This window comes from Xenorhabdus griffiniae (assembly GCF_037265215.1).
GTDB classification, from domain to species: Bacteria; Pseudomonadota; Gammaproteobacteria; order Enterobacterales; family Enterobacteriaceae; genus Xenorhabdus; species Xenorhabdus griffiniae.
The window spans coordinates 2,033,987-2,058,086 of record NZ_CP147737.1 but is presented as its reverse complement, the minus strand read 5'-3'; the positions used below and the strand labels follow the sequence as shown (position 1 = coordinate 2,058,086).

The 24,100-nt window shown below is 45.5% G+C and carries 15 protein-coding genes and 1 pseudogene (1 of these 16 only partly in view); 6 read left to right on the top strand and 10 right to left on the bottom strand.

Annotation, left to right across the window (positions count from 1 at the left end):
* Positions 1-356: 356 nt before the first annotated feature.
* Complete coding sequence (phoH, locus tag WDV75_RS08925) at positions 357-1,136, bottom strand: phosphate starvation-inducible protein PhoH (protein ID WP_273571551.1); 780 nt, start codon at positions 1,134-1,136, stop codon at positions 357-359.
* A gap of 111 nt (positions 1,137-1,247) precedes the next feature.
* The gene (tnpA, locus tag WDV75_RS08920; RefSeq protein ID WP_338861193.1) at positions 1,248-1,664 is read right to left on the bottom strand and encodes an IS200/IS605 family transposase; all 417 of its coding nucleotides are present in this window, start codon (positions 1,662-1,664) and stop codon (positions 1,248-1,250) included.
* Between the two features lie 22 nt (positions 1,665-1,686).
* Between tnpA and WDV75_RS08915 the strand changes: the two genes are divergently transcribed.
* Positions 1,687-2,895 carry a transposase gene (locus WDV75_RS08915; protein WP_338860734.1) on the top strand — a complete coding sequence of 403 codons (1,209 nt, stop codon included), beginning with the start codon at positions 1,687-1,689 and terminating at the stop codon, positions 2,893-2,895.
* 57 nt (positions 2,896-2,952) lie between these two features.
* Here the strand turns inward: WDV75_RS08915 and WDV75_RS08910 are convergent, their stop codons facing one another.
* A complete protein-coding gene (locus WDV75_RS08910) occupies positions 2,953-3,927 on the bottom strand; it encodes an endonuclease (RefSeq protein ID WP_273571856.1) in 975 nt (324 codons plus the stop codon).
* A gap of 441 nt (positions 3,928-4,368) precedes the next feature.
* On the opposite strand from WDV75_RS08910, the gene WDV75_RS08905 reads away from it, so the two are divergent.
* Positions 4,369-4,551: a hypothetical protein gene (locus WDV75_RS08905; protein WP_189759745.1), complete on the top strand. Its 183-nt coding sequence runs from the start codon at positions 4,369-4,371 to the stop codon at positions 4,549-4,551.
* Between the two features lie 168 nt (positions 4,552-4,719).
* Here the strand turns inward: WDV75_RS08905 and WDV75_RS08900 are convergent, their stop codons facing one another.
* The 7 genes and pseudogenes from WDV75_RS08900 to adiA all read right to left on the bottom strand — a co-directional run bounded on the left by WDV75_RS08900 (position 4,720) and on the right by adiA (position 13,465).
* Entirely contained in the window at positions 4,720-5,157 is a 438-nt protein-coding gene (locus WDV75_RS08900; RefSeq protein WP_189759746.1) for a universal stress protein, read from the bottom strand.
* A 92-nt stretch (positions 5,158-5,249) separates the two neighbouring features.
* Positions 5,250-5,678, bottom strand: a complete 429-nt coding sequence (locus WDV75_RS08895) for a universal stress protein (protein ID WP_189759747.1) — start codon at positions 5,676-5,678, stop codon at positions 5,250-5,252.
* Positions 5,679-5,902: 224 nt separating this feature from the next.
* Positions 5,903-7,158: pseudogene (locus tag WDV75_RS08890) on the bottom strand (NupC/NupG family nucleoside CNT transporter).
* 202 nt (positions 7,159-7,360) lie between these two features.
* Complete coding sequence (locus WDV75_RS08885; protein ID WP_273571855.1) at positions 7,361-8,305, bottom strand: pseudouridine-5'-phosphate glycosidase; 945 nt, start codon at positions 8,303-8,305, stop codon at positions 7,361-7,363.
* Positions 8,302-9,393 (bottom strand): PfkB family carbohydrate kinase, encoded by a 1,092-nt coding sequence (locus WDV75_RS08880; protein ID WP_273571854.1) that lies wholly within the window; start codon positions 9,391-9,393, stop codon positions 8,302-8,304. Before WDV75_RS08880 ends, WDV75_RS08885 begins: the two co-directional genes overlap by 4 nt.
* Positions 9,394-9,830: 437 nt before the next feature.
* Positions 9,831-11,174 (bottom strand): arginine/agmatine antiporter, encoded by a 1,344-nt coding sequence (adiC, locus tag WDV75_RS08875; protein WP_273571853.1) that lies wholly within the window; start codon positions 11,172-11,174, stop codon positions 9,831-9,833.
* A 17-nt stretch (positions 11,175-11,191) separates the two neighbouring features.
* Positions 11,192-13,465, bottom strand: a complete 2,274-nt coding sequence (gene adiA / locus WDV75_RS08870) for an arginine decarboxylase (protein WP_273571852.1) — start codon at positions 13,463-13,465, stop codon at positions 11,192-11,194.
* Between the two features lie 496 nt (positions 13,466-13,961).
* Here adiA and WDV75_RS08865 point away from each other — a divergent pair, with 496 nt between their 5' ends.
* From WDV75_RS08865 to WDV75_RS08850, 4 genes are all read left to right on the top strand, one after another.
* Positions 13,962-14,294, top strand: a complete 333-nt coding sequence (locus tag WDV75_RS08865) for a phage holin, lambda family (RefSeq protein ID WP_273571851.1) — start codon at positions 13,962-13,964, stop codon at positions 14,292-14,294.
* The gene (locus WDV75_RS08860; RefSeq protein ID WP_273571850.1) at positions 14,275-14,670 is read left to right on the top strand and encodes a structural protein; all 396 of its coding nucleotides are present in this window, start codon (positions 14,275-14,277) and stop codon (positions 14,668-14,670) included. The genes WDV75_RS08865 and WDV75_RS08860 overlap by 20 nt, the downstream gene beginning before the upstream one ends.
* A 292-nt stretch (positions 14,671-14,962) precedes the next feature.
* Positions 14,963-15,178: a transcription antiterminator/RNA stability regulator CspE gene (cspE, locus tag WDV75_RS08855; RefSeq protein WP_189761048.1), complete on the top strand. Its 216-nt coding sequence runs from the start codon at positions 14,963-14,965 to the stop codon at positions 15,176-15,178.
* Positions 15,179-15,879: 701 nt separating this feature from the next.
* On the top strand, positions 15,880-24,100 hold the beginning of the coding sequence (locus WDV75_RS08850; RefSeq protein ID WP_422399068.1) for a non-ribosomal peptide synthase/polyketide synthase. Its footprint extends 14,540 nt past the window's final position; only the first 8,221 of its 22,761 coding nucleotides appear in the window; the start codon lies at positions 15,880-15,882; its stop codon lies beyond the right edge, outside the window.

The window sequence follows — 24,100 nt, the reverse complement described above, 5'->3', positions numbered from 1 at the left end:
TAGGAAAACTATGGTCACCCCATTTTTGCAACACTGATTTTTAGCCTTTGATGGGCTTGCTTAAATCTATCCTGCGTCTCTATGGGCAAGGATGCCCGCGCCACGATGTAACGAATTAAATCCAATTTTTGCCTGATTTTGGCGGAATATAGGGGAATCTTGCTATACCATCAAACATAATATCCCCCAGCCACAAAATTAACTGGGGTTTTGTTTATTTATCACGTGTCTATACCAATCCAACTTCAAATTCCAGCTTGGAAATCAATGTGATTGTTTATATCTCCCCGCGTAGCGGGGAGAAATTACATGCATCTTGAAGTGAGATTGGTATACAATTTGGAATTTATTGGTTATTAACCATAAGCCATCAATGCTTTCTGACATAATTTCGAGCGAATACAATCTTGTTGGGAGAAATGGATCACACTGATAGCTTCGTCATCAGAAAACCGCTTTAATGCATCCACCAATCCTGATGCGATATTTGTTGGCAAATCACACTGGCTAATATCACCATTTACAATCACGGTTACATTTTCTCCTAACCGCGTTAAAAACATTTTCATTTGATTAACGGTAACATTTTGCGCTTCGTCAAGGATCACAAATGCATTTTCAAATGTTCTTCCTCGCATATAGGCAAAAGGGGCAATTTCTACTTTGCCAATTTCAGGACGCAAACAATATTGCAAAAATGAAGTTCCCATACGTTTTAATAACACGTCATAAACCGGACGGAAATAAGGGGCAAATTTCTCTGCCATATCTCCTGGCAGAAAACCAAGATCTTCTTCTGCCTGTAATACCGGACGCGTCACAATAATTTTATCAACCTCTTTATTGATTAAGGCATCGGCCGCCATTACGGCACTAACGTAGGTTTTGCCACAACCCGCTTCACCATTAGCAATAATCAATTGCTTGTTATTGATCGCCCGCATATAACGATACTGCGCTTCGCTGCGCGGCATAATTTCTGAAGTATCCCTGCTTTCACGCGCCATTCCGATAGCTTCCACACCTCCTAGCTGCACCAGTGAAGTGACATTATCGTTATCCCGATAACGTGATTCCCTTTTTAACATTCTTCTGACTTCACGGCGAGATTTCATCACTGCTTTCTGTCTACCCATAGTTGCACACCTTATCGTTAGCCTCACTTTACGGTGTCTTAACATCGATGTTATCAGGTGCGCCGTAAAACCCCGTCCTTCAGGGCGGGGATATAAGGCGCGGTTTTCCGACTAACCTGGTGTTTTCTGCTGCTCGATGTATTGCCGGATGATCGAGATCGGCGCACCTCCGCAACTACTTGCAAAATAGCTCGGTGTCCACAGAACGCCTTTGTAGTAATAGCGTAGAGCAATATCTGGACGGTCACGCCGAAGCAGCCTGCTGGAAACGCCTTTAAGACTGTTGACCAGATTCGATACTGCGAGCTTTGGCGGGTAGTTGATCAGCAAATGCACGTGGTCGTATTCGCCGTCCATTTCAACCAGTTCAACACCAAAATCAGCACATACGCTGCTAAAGTAGCTGCGTAGCTTTTCGATGGCATCCAGATCGAATATCTTTCGTCGATACTTGGCGACGAATACCAAGTGGACGTGCATCAGGAAAACACCGTGTCTTCCGCGTCGAATATCAGTTTCTTTTGTCATAGACCAAAGTATAATGATAGTCATGAAACGACTTCAAGCCTTCAAATTCCAGTTAAGACCAAATGGTCAGCAGGAGCGCGATATGCGACGCTTCGCAGGGGCTTGTCGCTTCGTTTTTAACCGTGCACTGGCACTCCAGAATGAGAACCATGAAGCAGGGAATAAATATCTCCCCTACACCAAAATGGCTTCATGGCTGATTGAGTGGAAATCCGTACCTGAAACACAATGGCTGAAAGAATCTCCCTCGCAACCGTTGCAGCAGTCACTGAAAGATCTGGAGCGCGGCTACAAAAATTTCTTCCAGAAGCGGGCTGCATTCCCCCGCTTCAAAAAACGTGGTCAACATGACTCATTCCGCTACCCGCAGGGCGTGAAGCTCGATCAGCCCAACAGTCGAATCTCGTTGCCAAAGTTAGGGTGGATACGCTATCGCAACAGCCGTGAAGTCATTGGCGAAGTGAAAAACGTCACGGTCAGCCAGTCATGCGGCAAATGGTACGTCAGTATCCAGACTGAATACGAAGTGACTGACCCTGCTCACAATGCAGAATCCATGGTCGGACTGGATGCCGGAGTAACAAAACTTGCCACGCTTTCAGATGGCACGGTATATCAGCCAGTAAGCAGCTTCAAAGCAAACCAACGTAAGCTGGCAACACTCCAGCGGCAGTTGAGTCGCAAAGTAAAATTCAGCGCAAACTGGCAGAAACAAAAACGGAAAATCCAGTGCTTGCACTCGCACATTGCCAATATCCGGCGCGACTACCTTCACAAAGTCACCAGTGAAATCAGCAAAAACCACGCGATGATCGTCATTGAAGACTTGAAGGTCAGTAACATGTCGAAATCGGCAAAAGGCACGGCAGAGAAGCACGGAAGAAACGTCAGAGGCAAATCAGGCTTGAACCGCTCGATACGGGATCAAGGCTGGCATGAAATGCGCCGTCAGCTTGAGTACAAGCAGCTCTGGCGCGGTGGTCAGGTAGTGGCGATACCTCCGGCATACACCAGCCAGCGGTGTGCCTGCTGTGGTCATACGGCGAAAGAAAACCGTCAGACGCAAAGTCAATTCGTGTGTCAGGTATGCGGCTACAGCGCGAACGCGGATGTAAACGCCGCACGTAATATTTTAGCGGCAGGACATGCCGTGCTTGCCTGTGGAGGGATGGTGCAGTCAGACCGCCCGTTGAAGCAGGAACCCACCGAGGTGAGTCAGGCTTCGGTCTGAACGCTGTAGGAATCCCCGTCCTTTAGGGCGGGGAGGATGTCAAGACAAGCTCAATGGTTAAGTTTTACAATTACCTGCCAGGCGATATCCCGCTTTTTTAGCTTCGGCTTCTGAGTGGAAGTAAATTGCGTTTTTATCTGCTACTGTTTTATAACCCGCACAGTGTGCAAAATGATAAATCTGGCTATTTTTATTTCCCTTAATGCCCTCATTTTGCGCCGTTTTTGGGGTCACCCCTTGGGTTGATATCTGGCTATTTCCTGCATGAAAATTATTTTGCTTTGACGCACGGCTCTGCCCCAATTCCCACTTTTTGCTACCAGTCACAAAGGGGTTATGGTGCCCCATAATTTTGGCGATTCGGTTATCTCTTTCACGCTCCCAGGCATCCACTGGATACTGGCGATCCCACGCCATCATCAACTGTTGCTGTTGGCGTGACATAGTCAAATTATAGCGGTCATGCATATAGAAATAGACTCTGGCAACCATACCTTTTACTCTGTCGCGTGGTTCAAACAAATGTGATTTAAAATCCACCTTACTGCTACATGAGCCATACATATTAGGTATATTTTTGGCAAGCATTCCGTAACCAAAATTACTGCGATCACCGTTAACTTCACCGATGGATGGCGCCAGGTTGTGCATATCTGATTCGATCATGCGAAATACAGGATCGGTTTCAACGCAGTTTTTTCGCCCACCATTTTGCCAACATTGCCGCTGATGCCCAAATACCCAAGCGGGCACCATATGTTCCCATTCAATACGTGCAGCCCTTGTTTGCTGTGATCTAACGTGGTAACCGCAAGAAGCCAGATCAACACGCCCACCACTTTTGCCAACCCACTGCCAATCACAGCCACAATATAGTGTGCCTATGCCTGATTTTGTTTGTCCGTTATAGACATTTTTTCTTAATTCAACTTTAGCTTGTTCGAAGCTGGTCGGTGCACTCCATGCATGAAAAGAGAGGGTTAATCCAAAAACCAAAAGATAACGTGCCAACTGGCCTATTTTACTATTCAAAATAATACCTATTTATTGTGCATAACATCCATCTATACCAATCTCGCTTCAAGATGCATATGATATCTCCCCGCTTCGCGGGGAGATATCGGGCTTCATAGACAACTTGAAGTTTGATGCGTATATTATCCTGCCTGACAATACCCTAAAATGACAAATATTATTCGTCGATTTCCCCTTTAACGATTAGGAAAACATCAACACATTATTTAACGCAATTGATAATATAAGATGATTTATACCAATCTAACGTCAAGATGCGTGTAATTTCATATAGTGTCGTAAATTGCAACTTGAAGTTTAATGCGTATAATCTACCGACTAACATATTTTATTGGCATATTAAGCGACAAAATATTAAGTTTATTAAACTATTGAGCTCCAATTATTTGGATAATATTAAGACATCCCTAAAATAGTTAATTGAATTTAGTAGGATAAATGACTATTAGCACTAAAACTGAACAACTTGAGCAAGAATTACTGGACGTTGTCAAGAAATATTCAGGGAATGAAGAGGTGACCGTCATTACCACTAACAGTTCAGAAAACAATTTACAAATTCAGATTATTATTGCCGGTAAGAATCAGTTAGATATTACACTGAATTCGTTTTCTGATTAACCAAATTTTTCTCTGTAGTTTGCCATAACTCAAATAAACCGTGCTATACCAATCGTCTTTCAAGATGTGTCTTATACCTCCCCGCTATGCGGGGAGGTATAAACAATCACATTGATAACTTGAAATTCATTGGGGATATATCCAAGCACGGTTTTTTGATGCCATCGGTTATCTCACAACCAAAACAGAGATATTAGCATATCCTACAATGCCCGACGCATTGGAACCTAATAAGTGAGTTGAGATATCAGGCCGACGGGAGCCGACAATAATCAAATCTGCATTAATCTCACGCGCTGTAGACAGTACCTTATCCCGCGGAGAGCCGAAGGCAACAGAGAATGATACCCTATCTTTAGGTATATCAATGCGTTCTACGACTTTTTTCAGTTCCTCTTCAGAATTTGCTATTGCTTTTTTGGCAAAAGCACTCAATAAATCATAGTGGTAACTATAATTCACAGAAAATCGGGAAATATCTGGCACAGAGTGAAAAAGATGAACCTTGGCATTAGATATCTTTGCTAAATATTCAGCATGTTTGATTGCATTATCAGTTAATATATCTTCCACAATATCAATTGGAACTAAAATCGTGTTATACATACATACACCCCTGTAATCGGATATAACCGCTAGCTATTGAGCATCAGTTAAAAGCAGTAAAATCAACAAATTATCATTCTCACTATCAATAATTATCGCACTACTAATACAGATGTTTTTGCATATCTGACAACTCCAGCAGAGTTGGAGCCTAACAAATGCGTCGTGATATTAGGTCGTCTTGAGCCGATAACAATCAAATCAGCACCAATTTCATCCGCCGTAGCTGTAATTTCGTCTCTTGGTGAACCAAATGCAATCGAATAGGAGATCTGACGATTTGGTAATTCAATGGAATCAACCAGCTTTTTCAAGTCCTGTTCTGCCTTGATAGTCGCCTTGTCCTTAATTTCCATATAGCCGAGTGCATAAGCATTAATGATCGCCGATGAAATAGGTAATACATGTAAAAAATGTAATTTGGCCCCTGTTTCCCTGGCAATTTTAAGAGCGCAGTCAACGGCCTTGTTGGTTAGATCTTCTTCTGAAATATCTACTGGTACTAAAATAGTTTTGTACATATGCACGCTCCTACTTATCGAAATACCAAGTTATCCTGATTTCTTTTATACGCATTAAACTGCAAGTTGCAATTTATGACACTTGATGTCTCCCCCGCTTCGTGGGAAAAAATCACACGCATCTTGCAGTTAGATTGGTATAGTATATTGAAATGCGGAAAACTTACTGTGAGTTATCTAACACCTAAAACATGTTAGCTCCTATTCAGATTAATGGATAGGGATTAGCCCGATAAACTCATAAACATCCCTGCAATCGTGGCGCTCATAAGATTGGATAAAGTCGCGGCCAGCAATGCTCTAAGGCCAAGTCTGGCGATATCTGATGTCCGTTCAGGGACGACCGAAATAAAAGCCCCGACCACAACGGCAATCGAGCCAAAGTTGGCAAAACCACAAAGCGCAAATGAGATAACAGCAATGGTTTTAGCATCCAGAACCACCACCGGATCGTTTAAATAGGGAGAAAAGTTTACATAAGCGACAAATTCATTGATTGCCAGTTTTTGCCCAATCAAACTCCCGGCTAAATCTGCATGTTCCCAATTAACGCCCATGATGTAAGCTAACGGTGAAAAAAGATAACCAAACAGCTTTTCCAAACTTACGCCTTGCCAGCCGAACATCTCCCCAAAACCACCGATAAGGCCATTAATTAACGCTATCAGGGCAACAAAGGTCATGACCACCGTTGCTACGCCAACCGCGATTTTTAGCCCTAACATAGCACCACCAGCAGCGGCTTCGATAATACTGGCTGGCCGCTTTTCACTAAATGAAATGTGTTCAAATTGGACTTGTGAAGGCTCCAGCGCTGGACTGAGTAAACGGGCAAATAAAATACCGCCAGGGATCGCCATCAATGATGCAGCCAGAAGATATTCTATCGGGACGCCTAATCCGGCATAGCCAACCAGCATCGAACCGGCAATCGACGCCATGCCGCTACACATCACCGTGAAAAGCTCATTGCGGTTCATTTTGTTGACAAAGGGCTTTAAAACGGCCGGCAATTCATTTTGTCCAAAAATATTGTTGTTACTGCCGCAAAAGCTTCTATTTTGCTAATTCTCATCAATTTCTGGAACGCATATCCCAAGATATTAATGATCCATTTCATGATACCAAGATAATAAAGGATAGATATTAGTGAGGTAATAAAAATTATCGCTGGCAATACTTGAAATGCAAAAATAAACCCTGCACCGTCAAACAGCTCATTCATTTTAGGGCCAACTAAACTGCCAAAGATGAATGAACTTCCTGCCGAGCTGTAAGCAATAACCGCATTAACACCATTAGCCACATTATTAATCAACCATTTTCCCGCAGGAATATAAAGCATAATCGCCCCAAGCGCTATTTGGAGAAATAATGCAGCCCCTACTGTACGTAAATTGATTCTTTTTTTATTGACTGAGAATAGATAGCCAAGAGAAAGCAATAGCACCACACCCAATAAGCTGCGTAAAATATCCATGATGACATTCCCATTTTTTAGCCAGCCGAAAAAGATCGAATATATTTCTAAGTTTTTTCAGGCTGGCATTTATACCAATCTAACTGCAAGATGCGTGTGATTGTCTCCCCGCGAAACGGGGAGACATCAAGTGTTATAAATTGCAACTTGAAGTTTAATGCGTATATTTTATTATGATTTTGGATAAAAATTTGGACGGAATTTATTGTGTTTTATTTATCTCTTGATAAGCAAGTGCAATTTCAGCTGCTAATTTAGCATTATTGAAAACCAATTCAATATTTGCCTGTAAACTTTCTCCGCCAGTTATTTCTGTGACTCTCGCCAGCAGGAAAGGTGTACTTTCTTTACCCACAATACCCTGATTTTCTGCTTCATGAACCGCCTGTTCAATCGCGCGATTGATCCGTTCTTCCGACATAGCAAATGGCTCAGGAATCGGGTTGGCGATCACAATTCCACCTTTCAGCCCTGAGTGCCATTTTACTTTCATGGCCTGGGCTATTTGTTGAGGATCATCAAGCCTTACACTGACAGGAAATTGACTGCTACGGCAGAAGAATGCAGGTAGTTTTTCTGTCTGGTAACCCACCAGAGGCACGCCATGAGTTTCCAGATATTCCACCGTTAACCCTAAATCAAGAATGGATTTAGCACCAGCACACACAACGGCAACATTGGTCATAGCCAATTCTTGTAAATCAGCCGAAATATCAAAGGAACGTTCAGCACCGCGATGAACACCACCAATACCTCCTGTCGCAAACACAGCAATACCTGCCATTTGTGCAATAATCATAGTTGAAGCCACCGTCGTTGCACCATGTTTGCCCGCCGCAATAACAAAAGGTAAATCACGACGGCTAACTTTGCTAACCAGATGCCTTTCTTTCGCCAAGAATTCAATTTCATCATGGGATAACCCAACTTTTATTCTTCCCTCAATAATCGCGATAGTTGCCGGAACTGCACCATTTTCCCGAATACACTGTTCAACCTTTAAAGCGGTTTCTCTGTTTCGCGGATAAGGCATACCGTGAGAAATAATTGTCGATTCCAACGCAACGACAGGACAATTAGTTGCCAATGCGTGCTCCACCTCTGGAGAAATATCTAAATACTCATTTAACGCAATATTCTTATTCATGATGTTAATTCCAACAGTTTTTTCACTCTACTACAGGATAGATTTGGGTAATTAGTTAATTCTGAAGATAAAGTTAGCGCAGAACAGCCTTGTGAAAAACGGATGCTTTCTTCTAATGCCATCCCTTCCAACCAACAATATGCCAGGCCAGCCATCATTGCATCACCCGCCCCATTGGCATTGACAATATTGGTTGGGATGGCTGGCGAACGCCCTGCCGCTCCGCCCATTTCACTGTAATACACTCCTTCTGTTCCCAGGCTCAAAGCGAGTCGCTGAACACCTTGCTGATGAAACCAAGCTGCCACATCAGTAGCATCTGCCAAGGTCGTCATTTTTATTCCACTTAATATTTCAGCTTCGAGTCGATTGGGTTTTAAGGTATGGATGTAGGATAACCAATGACGGATTTTGTTTGCTTTAAATGTCGATACAGTATCCACAAAAATCGGAATATTTCCTGCATGATTGAATAACCACTCTAATGCATCTTCCGTTAAATTACAGTCAATGATCAATACACCCGCGTTTTGAATTAAAGACTGAGATTGAGATAATAAAGCAGGAGTAAGTTGTTCCAGTATATCCATATCATTAACAGCAATTCGCATTTCACCTCGCTCATCAATCAATGAATGGTAAGTCGATGTACTTTTACCTGATAATTGATGAAGATAATCTGTATAAACACCCGATAATTTTGTTTGTTCAAATAGTGTTTTTCCATAAATATCATCGCCAATAACAGAAATCAGATAACTTTCTTTACCCAACAAAGCAATGTTATGCGCAATATTTCGCCCTACTCCACCTGCCGTAGATTTATTTTTACCTGGGTTAGAATCTTCATAGATTAATTTAGAAAATACGTAACTGGTAACATCCATGTTAGCGGCACCGACCGTTACAGCATAACTATTTTCTGAAAGAATATAACCCTTTCCTTTAACATTCCCTTTTTTAGTCAGATTCATAATATGCCCCGCGACACATGAACGGCTAATTCCAAGAATGTCGGCAATTTCCTGCTGCTGAATAAAAGGATCTCGCCTAATAATCTGCAATATCTGTTTTTCTCGATTTGCCATATCATGTCCTTACTCATGTTTGAACATGACAGCTTTGTATTTCATCACTGCGTGACAGTAAAGTTTATTTATGCAGTTTATTGTCATTGTGAGAAAGTGATCGTAAGCCGAATGAAAAAGCGTTTACTCACGATAAGTGTGACAAAAATCACTATATTAATAGTAAAAGTTTATCAAAAGAAAATATTTTATGCCAATTAGTCGAACTTATAATGTTTTATATTGTGATAATAACTGTAAAAACAATCAGATCCATAAAACACAAAATTAAACCAACATCTGTTTGTTTTTCTATTATTCTTGATTTTTGGATCATTAGAGAATGGCTTGTTACATCCAATGATGATTTATCTCACAAACCTTATTGGTTAAGAAAATCAGCATAAAAAAAGGTGCTGAAATAACAGCACCAAAATATGTGACACCCAAAATCGAAGTTAATCTTTTTTATCTAACGGAAAAGGAACAGGATGTTTCGTGTTGTAGTTAAAGGTATACATTGCTGTTATGACCATCATGACAACTAGCGTCCATACCACTTCTTTTGCTCCGGTTCCCAAAACTGCCCAGATGCAATAAATAAAGGCAATAAACGTAATAATGATATATCGCGTTTTTTCTTGCCCAAGATGACCATGACCAATTAACAGCAAAGCTGCACAAGTATACAGGTAAGGGATCAAGGTAAAAATCACGGAGACGGAAGAAACCAACCCAAATTCTCTCGCTGCATTTGGCGAAATACTGCTGAGCTGGAAAATCGTCATTAAAACACCCAATATCAATAAACCCGCAACTGGCGTTCCTGCTTTGTTCACTTTGGCAAAGATTGAAGGAAATAACCCATCATCTGCGGCAGCTTTGGCTGTTTGCCCTGCAAGCAATGTCCAGCCACCCAATGATCCCAAACAGCCTGCCGCTGCACAAAAGGCAACTACAGCTCCCGCGGTATCTCCCAATGCCAATCGGGCAGCATCACCAAAAGGTGAAGATGAGATTTTCAATGCCGCGTTAGGGATCATGCCCATAATCACGCTGCTGGACAGCACATAACAGACAGCCGCAATCAGCACACCACCGATAGTCGCGATCGGCACGTTACGCTTGGGATTTTTAACCACACCAGCCGCAACAGAAGCACTCTCAACGCCAATAAAAGACCATAATGTAACGTTTAAGATACTCTGAATCGCGCCAAAGGTATTCAAGCCACTGACGTTCCACGCATCCATATAGGTCTTACCGTTGAACCAGAACCAACCCAATACGGCGGTTGCTACAATCGGAATCAATGCTAAGGTTGTCGCTACCGCTTGCACTCGGGTAATAACATGCGGCCCGATAATGTTCAAAATGACAAATATCCACAGTATGACTGTACAAGTGATGGTTAAAATAATGGGATCTTTCAGGATGGGGAAAAAATAGCTCAGGTAACCAACGCCAATCACAACCATAGCGATATTGCCGATCCAACATGCCAGCCAATATAAAATATTGGTCTGATAGCCTAAAAAAGGACCAAAAGCCCGTCGTGCATAAGCATAAGATCCCCCCGGACTATCATCCAGTGAGGAGACTTTCGCATAGACGATTGATAACCCCACAGCACCAATGATAGTCACCAGCCAACCAAGGATCGCAATACCGCCTGTTGATGCCAGGCTGGCAGGCAAAAGAAAAACGCCCGATCCCATGATGTTACCCGCAACCATCAGAGTAACGGGGATCAATCCGACTTTTTTTGCCTCTGAAACATTTGCCTCTGAAACAATAGCCATAATTTATCTTCCCGTTTTCACTTTTTTATACACATGACGTGATAAATGCCGTTGATAATCTCTGTGCCTTCCGTTTCATGCTCAAAACCCGGAAATTCGTGATCCCACTTTTGTAATGCGTGTAAATATCCAATTTGGGGACTGGTTTTATCACCAAAGTTTTCGCCTGAAAGCAGCATGGGAATACCCGGTGGATATGGGATGATAGAGTTCGCCGCAATGCGATGGGGTAAATCATCCAATGCCACCATTTCCACATTATTGGTCACGATGGCCTGGTAAGCAGCTCGCGGCGTCATTTCCATTTTAGGCAGACCAGCATATGCCCGATTTAGTTTTTCACCCGGATTATTCTGCCGCAAATAATCGAACATTTTATCGCCTAACTCTTTCAATCCTAATTGCTCATACACTTCTGGGTACTGATCTACCAAATCTGGCAAAACCTTATTCAAGGGTGTATTGGCATCATAGTGGTGTTTGAAAGACAACAAGGTGTTAAGCAATGTCCCCCATTTTCCTTTGGTGATCCCCATTGAAAACAGGAACATAATTTGGAAATCCGTAGTACGGGTCGGTACGATACCGTGCTGGCTTAACCATGCGGTGACTAATGCGGCTGGCACGCCCTGTTTTTTCAACTTACCGTTTTCTCCCATGCCTGGGGCCAATATGCTGACTTTAATCGGATCAAGCATACTCCAGTTATCCGGTAAATCTTCAAATCCGTGCCAACTGTCCCCCGGACGCATGGCCCAGCAACTTTGTTCTTTCGCCAGTAATTCCTTGGGCGCATCCTCAAAAGCCATTTTCTTCCCGGTGGCAGGATCGGTCACTTTTTCCTGATTCCAGGGCTTAAAGAACCAGTCCCCCTTCTTATTGAAATCTCGATTTAAACGCGCTAATGCCTGACGAAAATCAACGGCTTCCTCAATGACTTCCTGAGTCAATGAGTAACCGCTATTGCCATCCATCATTGCAACCGCAATGTCGTTTGAAGCGCAAATCGCATACAGAGGAGAGGTGGTTGCATGCATCATGTAAGCTTGATTAAACCTTGAAAAATCCACCGGATTGCGTCCGTCCCGTACATGGATAAAAGAAGCCTGGGAGAGCGCATTCAACAACTTATGAGATGAATGGGTAGCAAAGACTGTCGGCCCTGAGTGGTCTTTCGGATCGCCGCGCATGGCAAAATGATCATGATAAATCGGGTTAAACCGCGCATAACCATACCATGCTTCATCAAAATGGATTCTATCGACGCTTTTATCCAATAACGCCTGTACATGTTTGGCGTTATAACAGACACCATCATAAGTACAGTTTGTCACTACGCTATAAACGGGTTTCTGACTCGCTATATCCTGAGTCAGTGGATTTTGTTTCAGTTTTTTCTGTAATGTTTTGGCCTGCATTTCTTGTGGATAAATAGGCCCGATGATGCCATAGCGGTTACGGCTCGGCAGCATATAAACCGGTTTAGCGCCGGTCAGTATCAGCCCCTGCTCAATGGATTTATGGCAATTCCGATCGATGATGACCACATCATCTTCAGTCATACAAGCCTGCATAATCGTGCGGTTAGAGCCTGACGTTCCCACCACGACAGAATAAGAATGTTCTGCGCCAAATACTCTGGCCGCATTTCTTTCACTTTCACCAAATGCACCAGAATGATCTAATAACGAACCCAACGAGGCGCGTTCAATTCCCATATCGGTACGGAAAAGATTTTCCCCATAATAGTCATGATAAAAGCGGCCAACCGGTGTTTTATTAAAGCCGACTCCCCCTTGATGTCCAGGTGCCGCCCAGGAATATTCATAAGTTTGGCTATATTTCATTAACGCTGACATTAAAGGAGGAAATAATTGTTGGCGATAACGCTGCATGGCGGCAATGGCACGGCCCGCAATAAAATCCGCAGAATCTTCCAATATCCAGGCAAATTCAGTTAACTGTTCCAGTAATTCATGATTTAGCAAAAATACCGCTTTTTCCCGATCACTCAACAAAAAGACCGGAACATTTTCCTGTCGCTCAAATAATTTATTGAGTAGTTTCTGTATTTGCAGATATAAATCATCATCTATGAGCGCACAACTTATCATTAAACAATCGAACGGTTCATTGGCTGCAATTATTGTATAGCTATCATCAAAGGATTCAGCAATAACAACATCAATGTCTTTTTCAATTAATTTATCAGCCAATCTGTGCACAGCATTTTCCACATAGTGACTATGATATCGTGTACCCACTTCATTTTCTGCTATCAATACTTTCATGACATTATTCCTTACTCTATCTCTACTTGAACTGACAGGATAAATTCAGAGTTACTTGGCAATGACCATCGAATAATTGATACGATCAGGAAAATTTAACGATGCTAAATAAGCCACAGGAAAAACTACCAACAATATAATTTTACAAGTTAATTATTTGTTAATATATAGTTTTGTTATTAAAAATCACATTACTTAATATAGTGTCTATTTGCATTTGTGCAATTTCTTTGTTTTTTGTTTATACGCATTACCTCTCAAGTTGCTCATTATAAGACAACATAACTCATTGTTTCTCCCCGCTTCGCGGGGAGAAACAATGTGCATCTTAAAGTGAGATGGGTATATCTCTAAGATTTGGCGTTTATGGGTTTAGTAAGAGCCAGAGCACAATAGCGTAACCATGTGGATTTTCTTTACCAACGTTACTATGGAAAGGTACGGGACATCATTAAGCAGGGCTAATGGTGCCCATCACTAAATTATGGGAACAATAATGAAAGAACATCCTGATTTATGGGCCGATTTGTTAAACGGTCTAAGAAACGCTTGGCCGCAAATTTCTGGTTCTATTTTGGCCGTCATGATCTGTTACGGCCGGCTTATTTATGACGGTGTGGAGCGGAAAAATCGCTGGGTCGAACCGCTCCTGTGTGGAGCGCTGTCGTGGGGATTTTCCAGTGGACTGGAACTATTTGGTATTCCAAACAGTATTTCACCAGCCCTCGGCGGTGCCGTTGGTTTTATTGGCGTAGAGAAAATACGAGAGTTTGCCATTCGTGCCATCAATAAACGTTTAGGAGATCACAATGACAAGAGGGATTCGTAACCATAACCCCGGCAACATCCGTCATGGAGACAAATGGCAAGGTTTGCGTGATATTCAGACAGACAAATCATTTTGCCAATTTGTGGCGCCAGAATATGGCATACGGGCAATGCTAAAAATTCTGCGTAACTACGAACGCAGGTACGGGGACAATACTATTCGCCAGTTTATTTCCCGCTGGGCGCCACCGAATGAAAATAATACTGAGAGTTATATCGCTTATGTATGTAAATCAGTTGGCATAGCCAGCAGTGCGGTGGTAGATGTAGAAAACGTCGCCACAATGAGCCGACTGGTTAAGGCTATCATTCAAATGGAAAACGGCCAACAGCCTTATTCCGATGAGATAATTAAGCGAGCATTTGAATTGTTATAAGCTCTAATCACCGCCTACAGGCGGTGATTTTCAACAGTATCGTATCCCACTTCCCCGCAATTTTAGTGACCAAGTAGCAAAAATATAACTTGCTTAATATTCGGGATCATGCGTTAATAGTCAGGTCGGTTTGAAAGACAGACCTCATACAAAGCAGTTTATTAAAGCAGTTCTCATCCTCAGGCGTTATCCCAGATATCCCCTTCTTTTTGAGTTTCTCCATTAAGCGCTAAGTAGTTTCTGTAAAACAAGCCATATTCACCTAACAAGGCTCAATCAAAGGAAATATCACATGTCTAATAAAATGACTGGTTTAGTAAAATGGTTTAATGCGGATAAAGGTTTTGGTTTTATCTCCCCTGCCGATGGCAGCAAAGACGTCTTCGTACACTTCTCCGCTATTCAAAGTAACGACTACCGCACTCTGTTCGAAGGCCAGAAGGTCGAGTTCTCCATCGAGAACGGTGCTAAAGGCCCAGCAGCAGTAAACGTTGTGCCTACAGCGTAAAATCTTCCCTGAATCCCTTCCTCTGCGACAACGAAGACGGCCTCTGGCTTGAGTTAGCAGAGTGACGGGATGTCAGAATATTTTCAGTTGCCGGTATGGATAAAGCCGAGCCGGTTTCTGAAACATCCCTCTTTGACTTCATTATCAATAAAACTTAAGCGTTCTATCCGTTGAAAGCTTAATCCTAATTTCCTGAACTGCTAAAATCTCCTGCTCCCACAGTGTTCCCGTGCCAGTTAATCCTCCTTCTAACGAAGAGATATTTATGCCAATCCAACTTCAAGTTGCAGCTTGTGATTGTTTATATCTCCCCGCTACGCGGAGATAGTAAGACGCATCTTGAAAGACGATTGGTATATGTCAGAAATGCCCGCCATAGATTATGTAAGAACAAAACATTATATAGCGGTTTTTAAGAACTTAATTCTTAAGAGCCAGTATGTGATAGCTTCCCAGAGCGCCATGAGTGTTCTGTTAAGCCCCGCCCAAAAACGCTCCACACAAGTACACCATCAGAATTTTTAAAAACCACTATCAAAAATAGATGGTCTAAGTCCCTTTTATAACTGAAATTTAAAAAATAAAGTACCTGCTCATAAAGAGTTAGTTCTTCATCTCCAGTGTGGAGTAATGCCACACAAATCATTTTTAATTCATCAACCAAGCTAACCAGTCTTGCGAGCAGGAGTTAAGCAATGCCTATGTCATGCAATAATATTAACAACGAGAACCAACTTTCATTAGAGAATGCTTCTGCATCTCCCTCTTACAAATTCCCACTCAGTTCTCCCCAGCAAGTTGTCTGGCTCGACCAATTCTTCCGTCCTCATAGCACCTGCTATAACTTAGGTTCAGTGATTCTGGTTGAAGGAAAGTTGGATGACGCGCTGTTAGTACGCGCTGTTGAAACCGTTGTTTATCGTCATGATGCATTGCGTTTACGACTCATTAAAACGCAGGAATTACCGCTGCAAGTGCTCACCGATACCTTGCCTGTATCCGTGACAATCCACGATTTCTCAGATCATGACAACGCCGAAGAGCAGGCTAAACAATATATCCGTACTGCCTTCATGCGGCCGTTCGATTTAAACAGTGAACTCTGGCGTTTTGCCCTGTTACGGGTGAGTGATCATCGCTGGTACTGGCATTTCTGCTGTCATCATCTCATCGGGGATGGGAACACGTTAGGGCTTATTCCCGAAGAAATAGCCAACACGTATACCAGGTTAAGCAGGGAAGAAGAATTTACTGAAACGGCGCCCTCTTATCTTGACTTTATTAATGAGGATCATGCCTATTTAAACTCACCGCGCTATCGACAAGACCAGCAATTCTGGTCAGAGCATTATAAAAACTTACCGCCTGCTTTAATTCAACCTTCAAATTTAGAGAAAACAACAGATAACGAACATGCCGAACCGCTAATTTGTCCACTGGATAAAACGCTCTTCCAGCGAATCGAAGAAACTGTCGCTGCACACGGATTATCTGTCCTGCATTTTATGTATGCCGCGCTGGCCTGCTATTTTTCACGCACGGCTTACTCGCTGACAAACCATCCCGAAGATGAAGATATTGTTATTGGTATTCCCGTACATAACCGTAAGAACAACAAACAAAAACGCACGGTAGGAATGTTTTCGTCGGTGATCCCTGTCGGTATCACGGTTTCGCCCCATGATACTTTTCTTGATGTGATGGACAAAACTGCAACGGAATTGCGTCGTTGCTACAAACGTCAGCGTTTGCCAGTCGCAGAAATCAATCGGCTTATACAAATCCAACAGCAGACCGGACGTACCCAGTTATTCGATATCATGCTGTCATTTGAGTGGATAGATGTGAATGCCGATATACCCGACGCCACACTCAAATACTGCCAAATACAACGTGGTGCACCGTTCCCGCTTGTTATCGCTGTGCACCAATATGCATTTGCTAACAGTGCAGATGCCCAGAAACCGGTCACACTTGAGTTTAATTTTTCCCCCAATTATCTGAGTCGTGCTGAAGTGACAGCACTTCACTCCCGTCTTATGGTGTTAATTGAAGCCGCCCTGACGTCCCCGCAAACCCCGATCCGACGCTTACCTCTATTACCGCCAGAAGAGCAACAATTGCTGGCAGATTTCAATGCCACACAGATGGATTTCCCGCCAGAGACCTTAATCCATTCCCCATTTGAAGCACTGGCCGCGCAACAACCCAATGCGCCTGCCGTGGTATTTGAAGAACAAACGATGAGTTATGGCGAACTGAACCGGCGCGCTAATCAGCTAGCCCACTATTTGATTGCGCGAGGCGTCCGTCCAGACAAGCGCGTGGCGATTTGTGTCGAGCGCAGTCTGGATATGGTGGTCGGCTTACTGGCTATTCTTAAAGCTGGCGGCGCCTATGTCCCGCTCGATCCGGCCTACCCGACTGAACGGCTAACCTATATGCTCAACGATGCGGCGCCTGTGGTCCTGCTGACCCAGAGCACGTTAGCTAACACCCTGAACAGTACAGACACCGGTTATCTCACCCTGCTGCTTGATGCGCCGGCAATGTCTCTCGCAGAACAACCAACTAACAATCCTGACACGCAGAATATGGGGCTGACACCCCACCATCTGGCCTATGTTATCTACACGTCTGGCTCCACCGGATTACCCAAGGGCGTAGAAATGCCGCTGGCCGCTTTGTCAAACTTACTGCAATGGCACTCACATCCCGCCGGCACGGGCAAAACCCTGCAATTTGCCGCGCTGGGATTTGATGTCGCTTTTCAAGAAATCTTTACCACCCTGAGTGAAGGCGGCTGTCTGGTTCTGGTTAATGAAACCCAACGGCGGGCGCCGCAACAGCTTCTCCGGCTGATTCAGCAACAACAGATTGGCCGCGTTTTTCTGCCCTATATTGCGCTCCAGCATCTGGCTGAAGCCGCCAGTGACAGTGAAGAGGATTTTTCCTGTCTGGCACATATCATCACCGCCGGCGAGCAATTGCGTATTACACCGGCCATTGCGCGTTTCCTGCAACGGGCTGATTGCCGGTTACATAATCACTATGGCCCGACAGAAAGCCACGTTGTCACGGCATATTCATTGGATAAGGCAATGGCACCATGGCCAACACTGCCCCCCATCGGTCGCCCGATTGCCAACAACCGTATTTATATCCTTGATGGCAGCGGCCAGCCCGTACCTTTGGGCGTGACCGGAGAAATCTATATCGCCGGCGCTGGGGTGGCCCGTGGGTATCGAAACCGGCCGGAACTGACCGCTGAACGTTTCCTTGTTGACCCGTTTTCCCCAAATCCCAATGACCGCATGTACAAAACCGGCGACCTCGGCCGCTGGCGGCCTGATGGCAATATCGAATACCTCGGCCGCAATGATTTTCAGGTCAAACTGCGGGGGTTCCGTATTGAACTGGGGGAAATCGAAACACAGCTGATGCAGTGTCACGGGGTGCGCGAAGCCGTGGTGATTGCCCGCGAAGATGAGCCTGGCGAGAAACGGCTGGTGGCCTATCTGCGGCCGCTGGCGGGCGCTAAACTGAAGCCGGCTGAACTGCGTCAGCAACTCGCCCGACACCTGGCCGACTATATGTTACCCAGTGCTTTTGTGATACTGGAAACTTTCCCACTCACACCCAATGGCAAACTTAACCGTCAGGCCCTGCCTGCACCGGATGCGTCGGCCGTGGCAACGCGCCGCTATGAAGCGCCAGTCGGTGACATAGAAACTGCACTGGCTAAAATCTGGCAGGACTTGCTGGGGCTGGAACGGGTTGGCCGCCATGATCATTTCTTTGAGCTGGGCGGGCATTCTCTGCTTGCCGTCCAGCTTGTCGCCCGTATCCGTCAGCGACTGGCGCGGGAATTACCGTTACAAACCCTGTTTGCTCAACCCGTCCTGCTGGCGCAGGCCCAGACGCTAACGGAAACGGCCACGCTCACACAAACCGTGATCCCACTGGCTGATCGCAGCCAGCCCTTGCCCTTATCCTTTGCTCAACAACGGTTATGGTTCCTCGGTCAGCTCGATCCGGCGGCAAGTCAAGCCTATTATATTCCTGTAGCACTACGCCTGACGGGGCAACTTAATCATCATGCCCTGACCACCGCACTTGATCGTCTGATGGCTCGGCATGAAAGTCTGCGGACACGTTTCGTGCTGGTTGCAGGGCAACCTAGCCAACAAATCGCCCCGGCGGATATTGGTTTCGCCCTGTCCTGTCAGGACTTGCGTCAACTCGATCCCGCTCTGCATATCGAGCGGGTAACTGAACTCGCGACCCTTGAAGCCCAAACGCCTTTCGATTTTGCTCAAGGCCCCCTGATCCGTGGTCAACTGCTGCAACTGGCGGATAAGGAACATGTGTTACTGCTCACCCTGCACCACATTATCGCTGACGGCTGGTCCATTGGGGTGCTGATACGCGAACTGGGTGTTTTCTATCATGCTGTCCTTAATGACCAGAATGATCCTTTGCCGCAACTTCCCATTCAGTACGCCGATTATGCCGTCTGGCAGCGTGAATGGTTGCAAGGAGAAAGTTTTACTGCACAGCGAAACTTCTGGCTCCGGCAACTTGAAAATGCGCCCGCGTTATTATCACTCCCCACTGATCGGCCACGCCCAGCAGTACAAACTTATGTCGGCAGACAAGTGCCTTTCCACCTTGATGCCTCAGTATTAAATTCACTTAAGGAACTCGGACAACGCCATAACAGTACCTTGTTTATGGTCCTGCTGGCTGGCTGGAGTATTGTACTCAACAGGCTTAGTGGTCAGGATGATATTGTTATCGGCACCCCTGTCGCCAATCGCCCGCACCGTGAGCTTGAGGAGTTGGTTGGTTTCTTCGTCAATACACTGGCCTTACGCGTTACATTCAATGACGATCTCAGTGTGGCTGATCTGATTGCACAGGTTCGGGAGCGAGCGCTAACCGCCTATGCTCATCAGGATCTGCCCTTCGAGCAGGTGGTGGAAATATTACAACCTGAACGTAACCTGAGCCATAGCCCAATCTTTCAGATCATGCTGGCTTTAGATAATACGCCGGCTCAAGGCCAAACACTGTCCAGTTTGCAGATCTCCCGAGTTGAGCTGGCGACCCATAGCGCCCATTTCGATTTAATGTTGTTGTTAACTGAAACCGACTCTGGTTTAGTTGGCGGACTGGAATATGCCTCTGATCTGTTCGATGCCGAAACTGTTGAACGTATGGTCGGCTATCTGCAACGAGCACTGGCAGCAATGGCAGCCGACGCAACCCAAGCCATTGCGACTTTGCCGATATTGTCAGCTTTAGAGCGACAACAACTGTTGATAAATTTTAACACCACTCAAGCAGACTTCCCGCAAGACGCCCTGATCCACCAACTGTTTGAAGCGCAGGTGATCAACAGCCCCACGGCTACAGCGATAGTGTGTGAAGCTCAGACACTCAGTTATGATGAATTGAACCGCCAAGCTAATCGACTGGCTCATCATCTTATAGCTTTAGGGGTACGTCCGGATGATCGGGTAGCAATTTGTGTTGAACGCGACCTGAACATGATGGTGGGTTTACTGGGTATTCTTAAGGCGGGTGGGGCCTATGTGCCGTTTGATCCGGCCTATCCAACCGAACGGCTGATGTATATGCTTGCAGACTCAGCGCCGCGAGTAATACTGACCCAAACAAAACTTACTGACAGGCTACCTGGTACGATCCCCACCGTTTTACTCGATAACGTCCTCAGCAGCCAAGAACCTTTTCTGCCAGTTTATAATCCCGACGCACAAGCACTGGGACTCACCTCACGCCATCTGGCCTATGTGATCTACACGTCAGGCTCTACAGGTTTGCCTAAAGGCGTGGCAATCGAACACCGCAATACTGTGAATTTCCTGACCTGGGTACAACAGACGTTTAGTCAGGAGGAGTTGGCACACACCCTTTTTGCTACTTCCCTGAATTTTGATTTGTCGGTATACGAATGTTTTGCCCCTCTGCTCCTTGGTGGTACGGTTCACCTTGTTACTGACATACTGTCACTGGTCAATACAAGTTCAGCCAATCCAAAACCATCACTCAGCCTTATCAACACCGTGCCATCGGCTATCGCTCAGCTGGTGGAAACCAATGCGCTACCCATGGATATTCGGACGGTCAATTTAGCGGGAGAAAAAGTAAAGTCACACATTGTTGAACATTTATTTTCTCACTCTGCCGTACAGAATGTGTGCAACCTGTATGGTCCTTCTGAAACCACGACGTATTCGACCTGGACGCGGATGAATCGGGCAACCGGCTTTGCCAACCATATCGGTCGCCCGATTGCCAATACCCAGATTTATATTTTGGATGCACATACCCAGCCTGTACCACTTGGTGTTATTGGGGAAATACATATTGCCGGCGCTGGGGTTGCCCGTGGTTACCTGAATCGCCCTGAACTGACCGCAGAACGTTTTCTCACTGATCCGTTCTCCTCAGATCCCGACGCCCGCATGTACAAAACCGGCGACCTCGGCCGTTGGTTGCCCGATGGCAATATCGAATACCTCGGCCGCAATGATTTTCAGGTTAAACTACGTGGCTTCCGCATTGAACTGGGCGAAATCGAAGCCCAATTGATGCGGTGCTATGGTGTACAAGAAGCAGTAGTGATTGCCCGTGAAGATACTGATACTGTTTATGGAAATGCCGAAGAGATAAACACGGGGGGACAAAAACGACTCGTCGCCTATTTGCGACCTCAGAACGGCGTTGAGCTACTTCCCGCACAACTGCGCCAACAACTTGCGCAATACCTCGCTGAATACATGCTACCCAGTGCCTTTGTGATACTTGACACTTTCCCGCTGACTGCCAATGGTAAACTTGACCGTCAAGCCCTTCCCGCCCCTGATGCGTTTTCAGTGATCGCACGTGGTTATGAAGCGCCACATGGCGAGGTAGAAATCGCTCTGGCGCAGATCTGGCAAGATCTCTTGGGATTGGAACAAGTCGGCCGTCATGACCATTTCTTTGAGCTTGGCGGTCATTCATTGATGATTGTCAGCCTGATCGAACAGCTATACAGCCTGGGCTGGCAGCTTGATGTTCGCAGTGTGTTCTCTGCACCTGTCCTGACTGAGATGGCACAGGCAATTACAAGTGATATCGACACGTTCGTGGTGCCGCCTAACCGTATCCCTACCGATTGCACGGCCATTACGCCTGATATGCTGCCACTGGTTTCATTGTCCCAAACCGAGATTGATGCCATCGTTGCCGCAACGCCTGGCGGGGCCAGCAATATACAGGATATTTATCCATTGGCACCGTTACAAGACGGGGTTCTGTTCCATCACTTGCGCCAAACACAAGGTGACACTTATCTGTTACAAACCCTGCTTGCTTTTGAAACTCGCGAGCGTCTTGACACCTTCCTGTCCGCATTCCAACAAGTCATTGACCGCCACGATATCCTGCGCACCGCGGCCTGCTGGCAAGGATTGATAAGGCCAGTCCAGGTAGTCTGGCGCCAGGCACCGTTGTATATCAATACCTTCGTTCCTGACACGGCAGATAACGTCCTGTCCCAGCTACAGGAGCATACCAGCCCGCGTCGGCATCGCCTCGATTTGAGCCGTGCTCCGCTATTCGCTGCTGATATCGCCCATGATCCGGCACAGGATGAATGGTTGCTCTCTCTGCGTTTCCATCATCTGGTCAGTGACCATATGACACTTGAGCTGATTTTTGCCGAAATTGCCCAAATACAAGGGGGTTATGCTGATACCCTGCCGGCAACGTTACCCTACCGCAACTTTATCGCTCAGACTTTAAGTGTGCCGGGTACTGAGCATGAAGCTTATTTCCGTTCTCAACTGGCGGATATCGACGCACCGACAGCCCCCTTCGGTGTACTCTCAATGCAGGATGATAATGAACCGATCGTCGAAGCCCATCTCTCGCTCGATCCTGCTCTGGCGGAGGCGATACGTTCTCAAGCTCGCCGTCTGGGAGTCAGTTCAGGTGTCCTGTTTCATGTCGCCTGGGCGCAAGTGCTGGCACAAACCAGCGGCCGCGATGATGTGGTCTTTGGTTCCGTATTATCAGGCCGATTACAGGGAGGTGCAGGCGCTTCCCGAATATTGGGGATGTTTATCAATACCTTGCCGATACGAATTTCCCTGGCCGATCATAGCGTGCAGGAGCTGGTACAGCTTACCTATCACAATTTAACGACACTGCTGGAACACGAGCAAGCACCATTAGCACTGGCCCAACGTTGTAGCGGTGTGGCACAGTCAATACCCCTGTTCAGTACGCTACTCAATTACCGTCACAGCCAAATTATCGAGGGCGACGAAGCTAATGTCATTGAAATACCTCAAATAGATATGCGTATCGTTGCCATTGAGGAACGGACTAACTATCCGATAACTTTATCGGTAGATGATATGGGCGTCGGTTTCCACCTGACCGCACAAACGGTGGCAAGTATTGATCCGACGCGCATAATTACTTATCTGGCGACCGCTATCAGTGGATTGGTTGACGCTTTGGCTCACAAACCACGACGATTAATCCAAGAGCTATCAATTTTACCCGTGTCAGAGCGGCAACAACTGTTGGTGGACTTTAATGCCACGCAAGCAGATTTTCCACAAAATGCCTTGATCCACCAGCTATTCGAAACCCAGGTGAAACATCATCCCGATGCAATAGCCATCGTGTTTGCAGAACAATGCCTGAGCTATGACGAACTTAACCGCCGTGCCAATCGGTTGGCCCATTACCTGATTGCACTGGGTGTACGTCCAGACGATCGAGTTGCCATCTGTGCCGAACGCAGTCTGGAAACGGTGGTTGGCTTGCTGGCTATTCTCAAGGCTGGCGGGGCTTACGTGCCACTTGATCCAAGCTACCCGACTGAACGACTGGTTTATA

What these genes read in the sequence shown, in the direction of transcription:
- phoH (WP_273571551.1), bottom strand. Translation starts at nt 1,136, where the DNA reads ATGGGTAGACAGAAAGCAGTGATGAAATCTCGCCGTGAAGTCAGAAGA.
- tnpA (WP_338861193.1), bottom strand. Translation starts at nt 1,664, where the DNA reads ATGACAAAAGAAACTGATATTCGACGCGGAAGACACGGTGTTTTCCTG.
- WDV75_RS08915 (WP_338860734.1), top strand. Translation starts at nt 1,687, where the DNA reads ATGAAACGACTTCAAGCCTTCAAATTCCAGTTAAGACCAAATGGTCAG.
- WDV75_RS08905 (WP_189759745.1), top strand. Translation starts at nt 4,369, where the DNA reads ATGACTATTAGCACTAAAACTGAACAACTTGAGCAAGAATTACTGGAC.
- WDV75_RS08900 (WP_189759746.1), bottom strand. Translation starts at nt 5,157, where the DNA reads ATGTATAACACGATTTTAGTTCCAATTGATATTGTGGAAGATATATTA.
- WDV75_RS08895 (WP_189759747.1), bottom strand. Translation starts at nt 5,678, where the DNA reads ATGTACAAAACTATTTTAGTACCAGTAGATATTTCAGAAGAAGATCTA.
- WDV75_RS08885 (WP_273571855.1), bottom strand. Translation starts at nt 8,305, where the DNA reads ATGAATAAGAATATTGCGTTAAATGAGTATTTAGATATTTCTCCAGAG.
- WDV75_RS08880 (WP_273571854.1), bottom strand. Translation starts at nt 9,393, where the DNA reads ATGGCAAATCGAGAAAAACAGATATTGCAGATTATTAGGCGAGATCCT.
- adiC (WP_273571853.1), bottom strand. Translation starts at nt 11,174, where the DNA reads ATGGCTATTGTTTCAGAGGCAAATGTTTCAGAGGCAAAAAAAGTCGGA.
- adiA (WP_273571852.1), bottom strand. Translation starts at nt 13,465, where the DNA reads ATGAAAGTATTGATAGCAGAAAATGAAGTGGGTACACGATATCATAGT.
- WDV75_RS08865 (WP_273571851.1), top strand. Translation starts at nt 13,962, where the DNA reads ATGAAAGAACATCCTGATTTATGGGCCGATTTGTTAAACGGTCTAAGA.
- WDV75_RS08860 (WP_273571850.1), top strand. Translation starts at nt 14,275, where the DNA reads ATGACAAGAGGGATTCGTAACCATAACCCCGGCAACATCCGTCATGGA.
- cspE (WP_189761048.1), top strand. Translation starts at nt 14,963, where the DNA reads ATGTCTAATAAAATGACTGGTTTAGTAAAATGGTTTAATGCGGATAAA.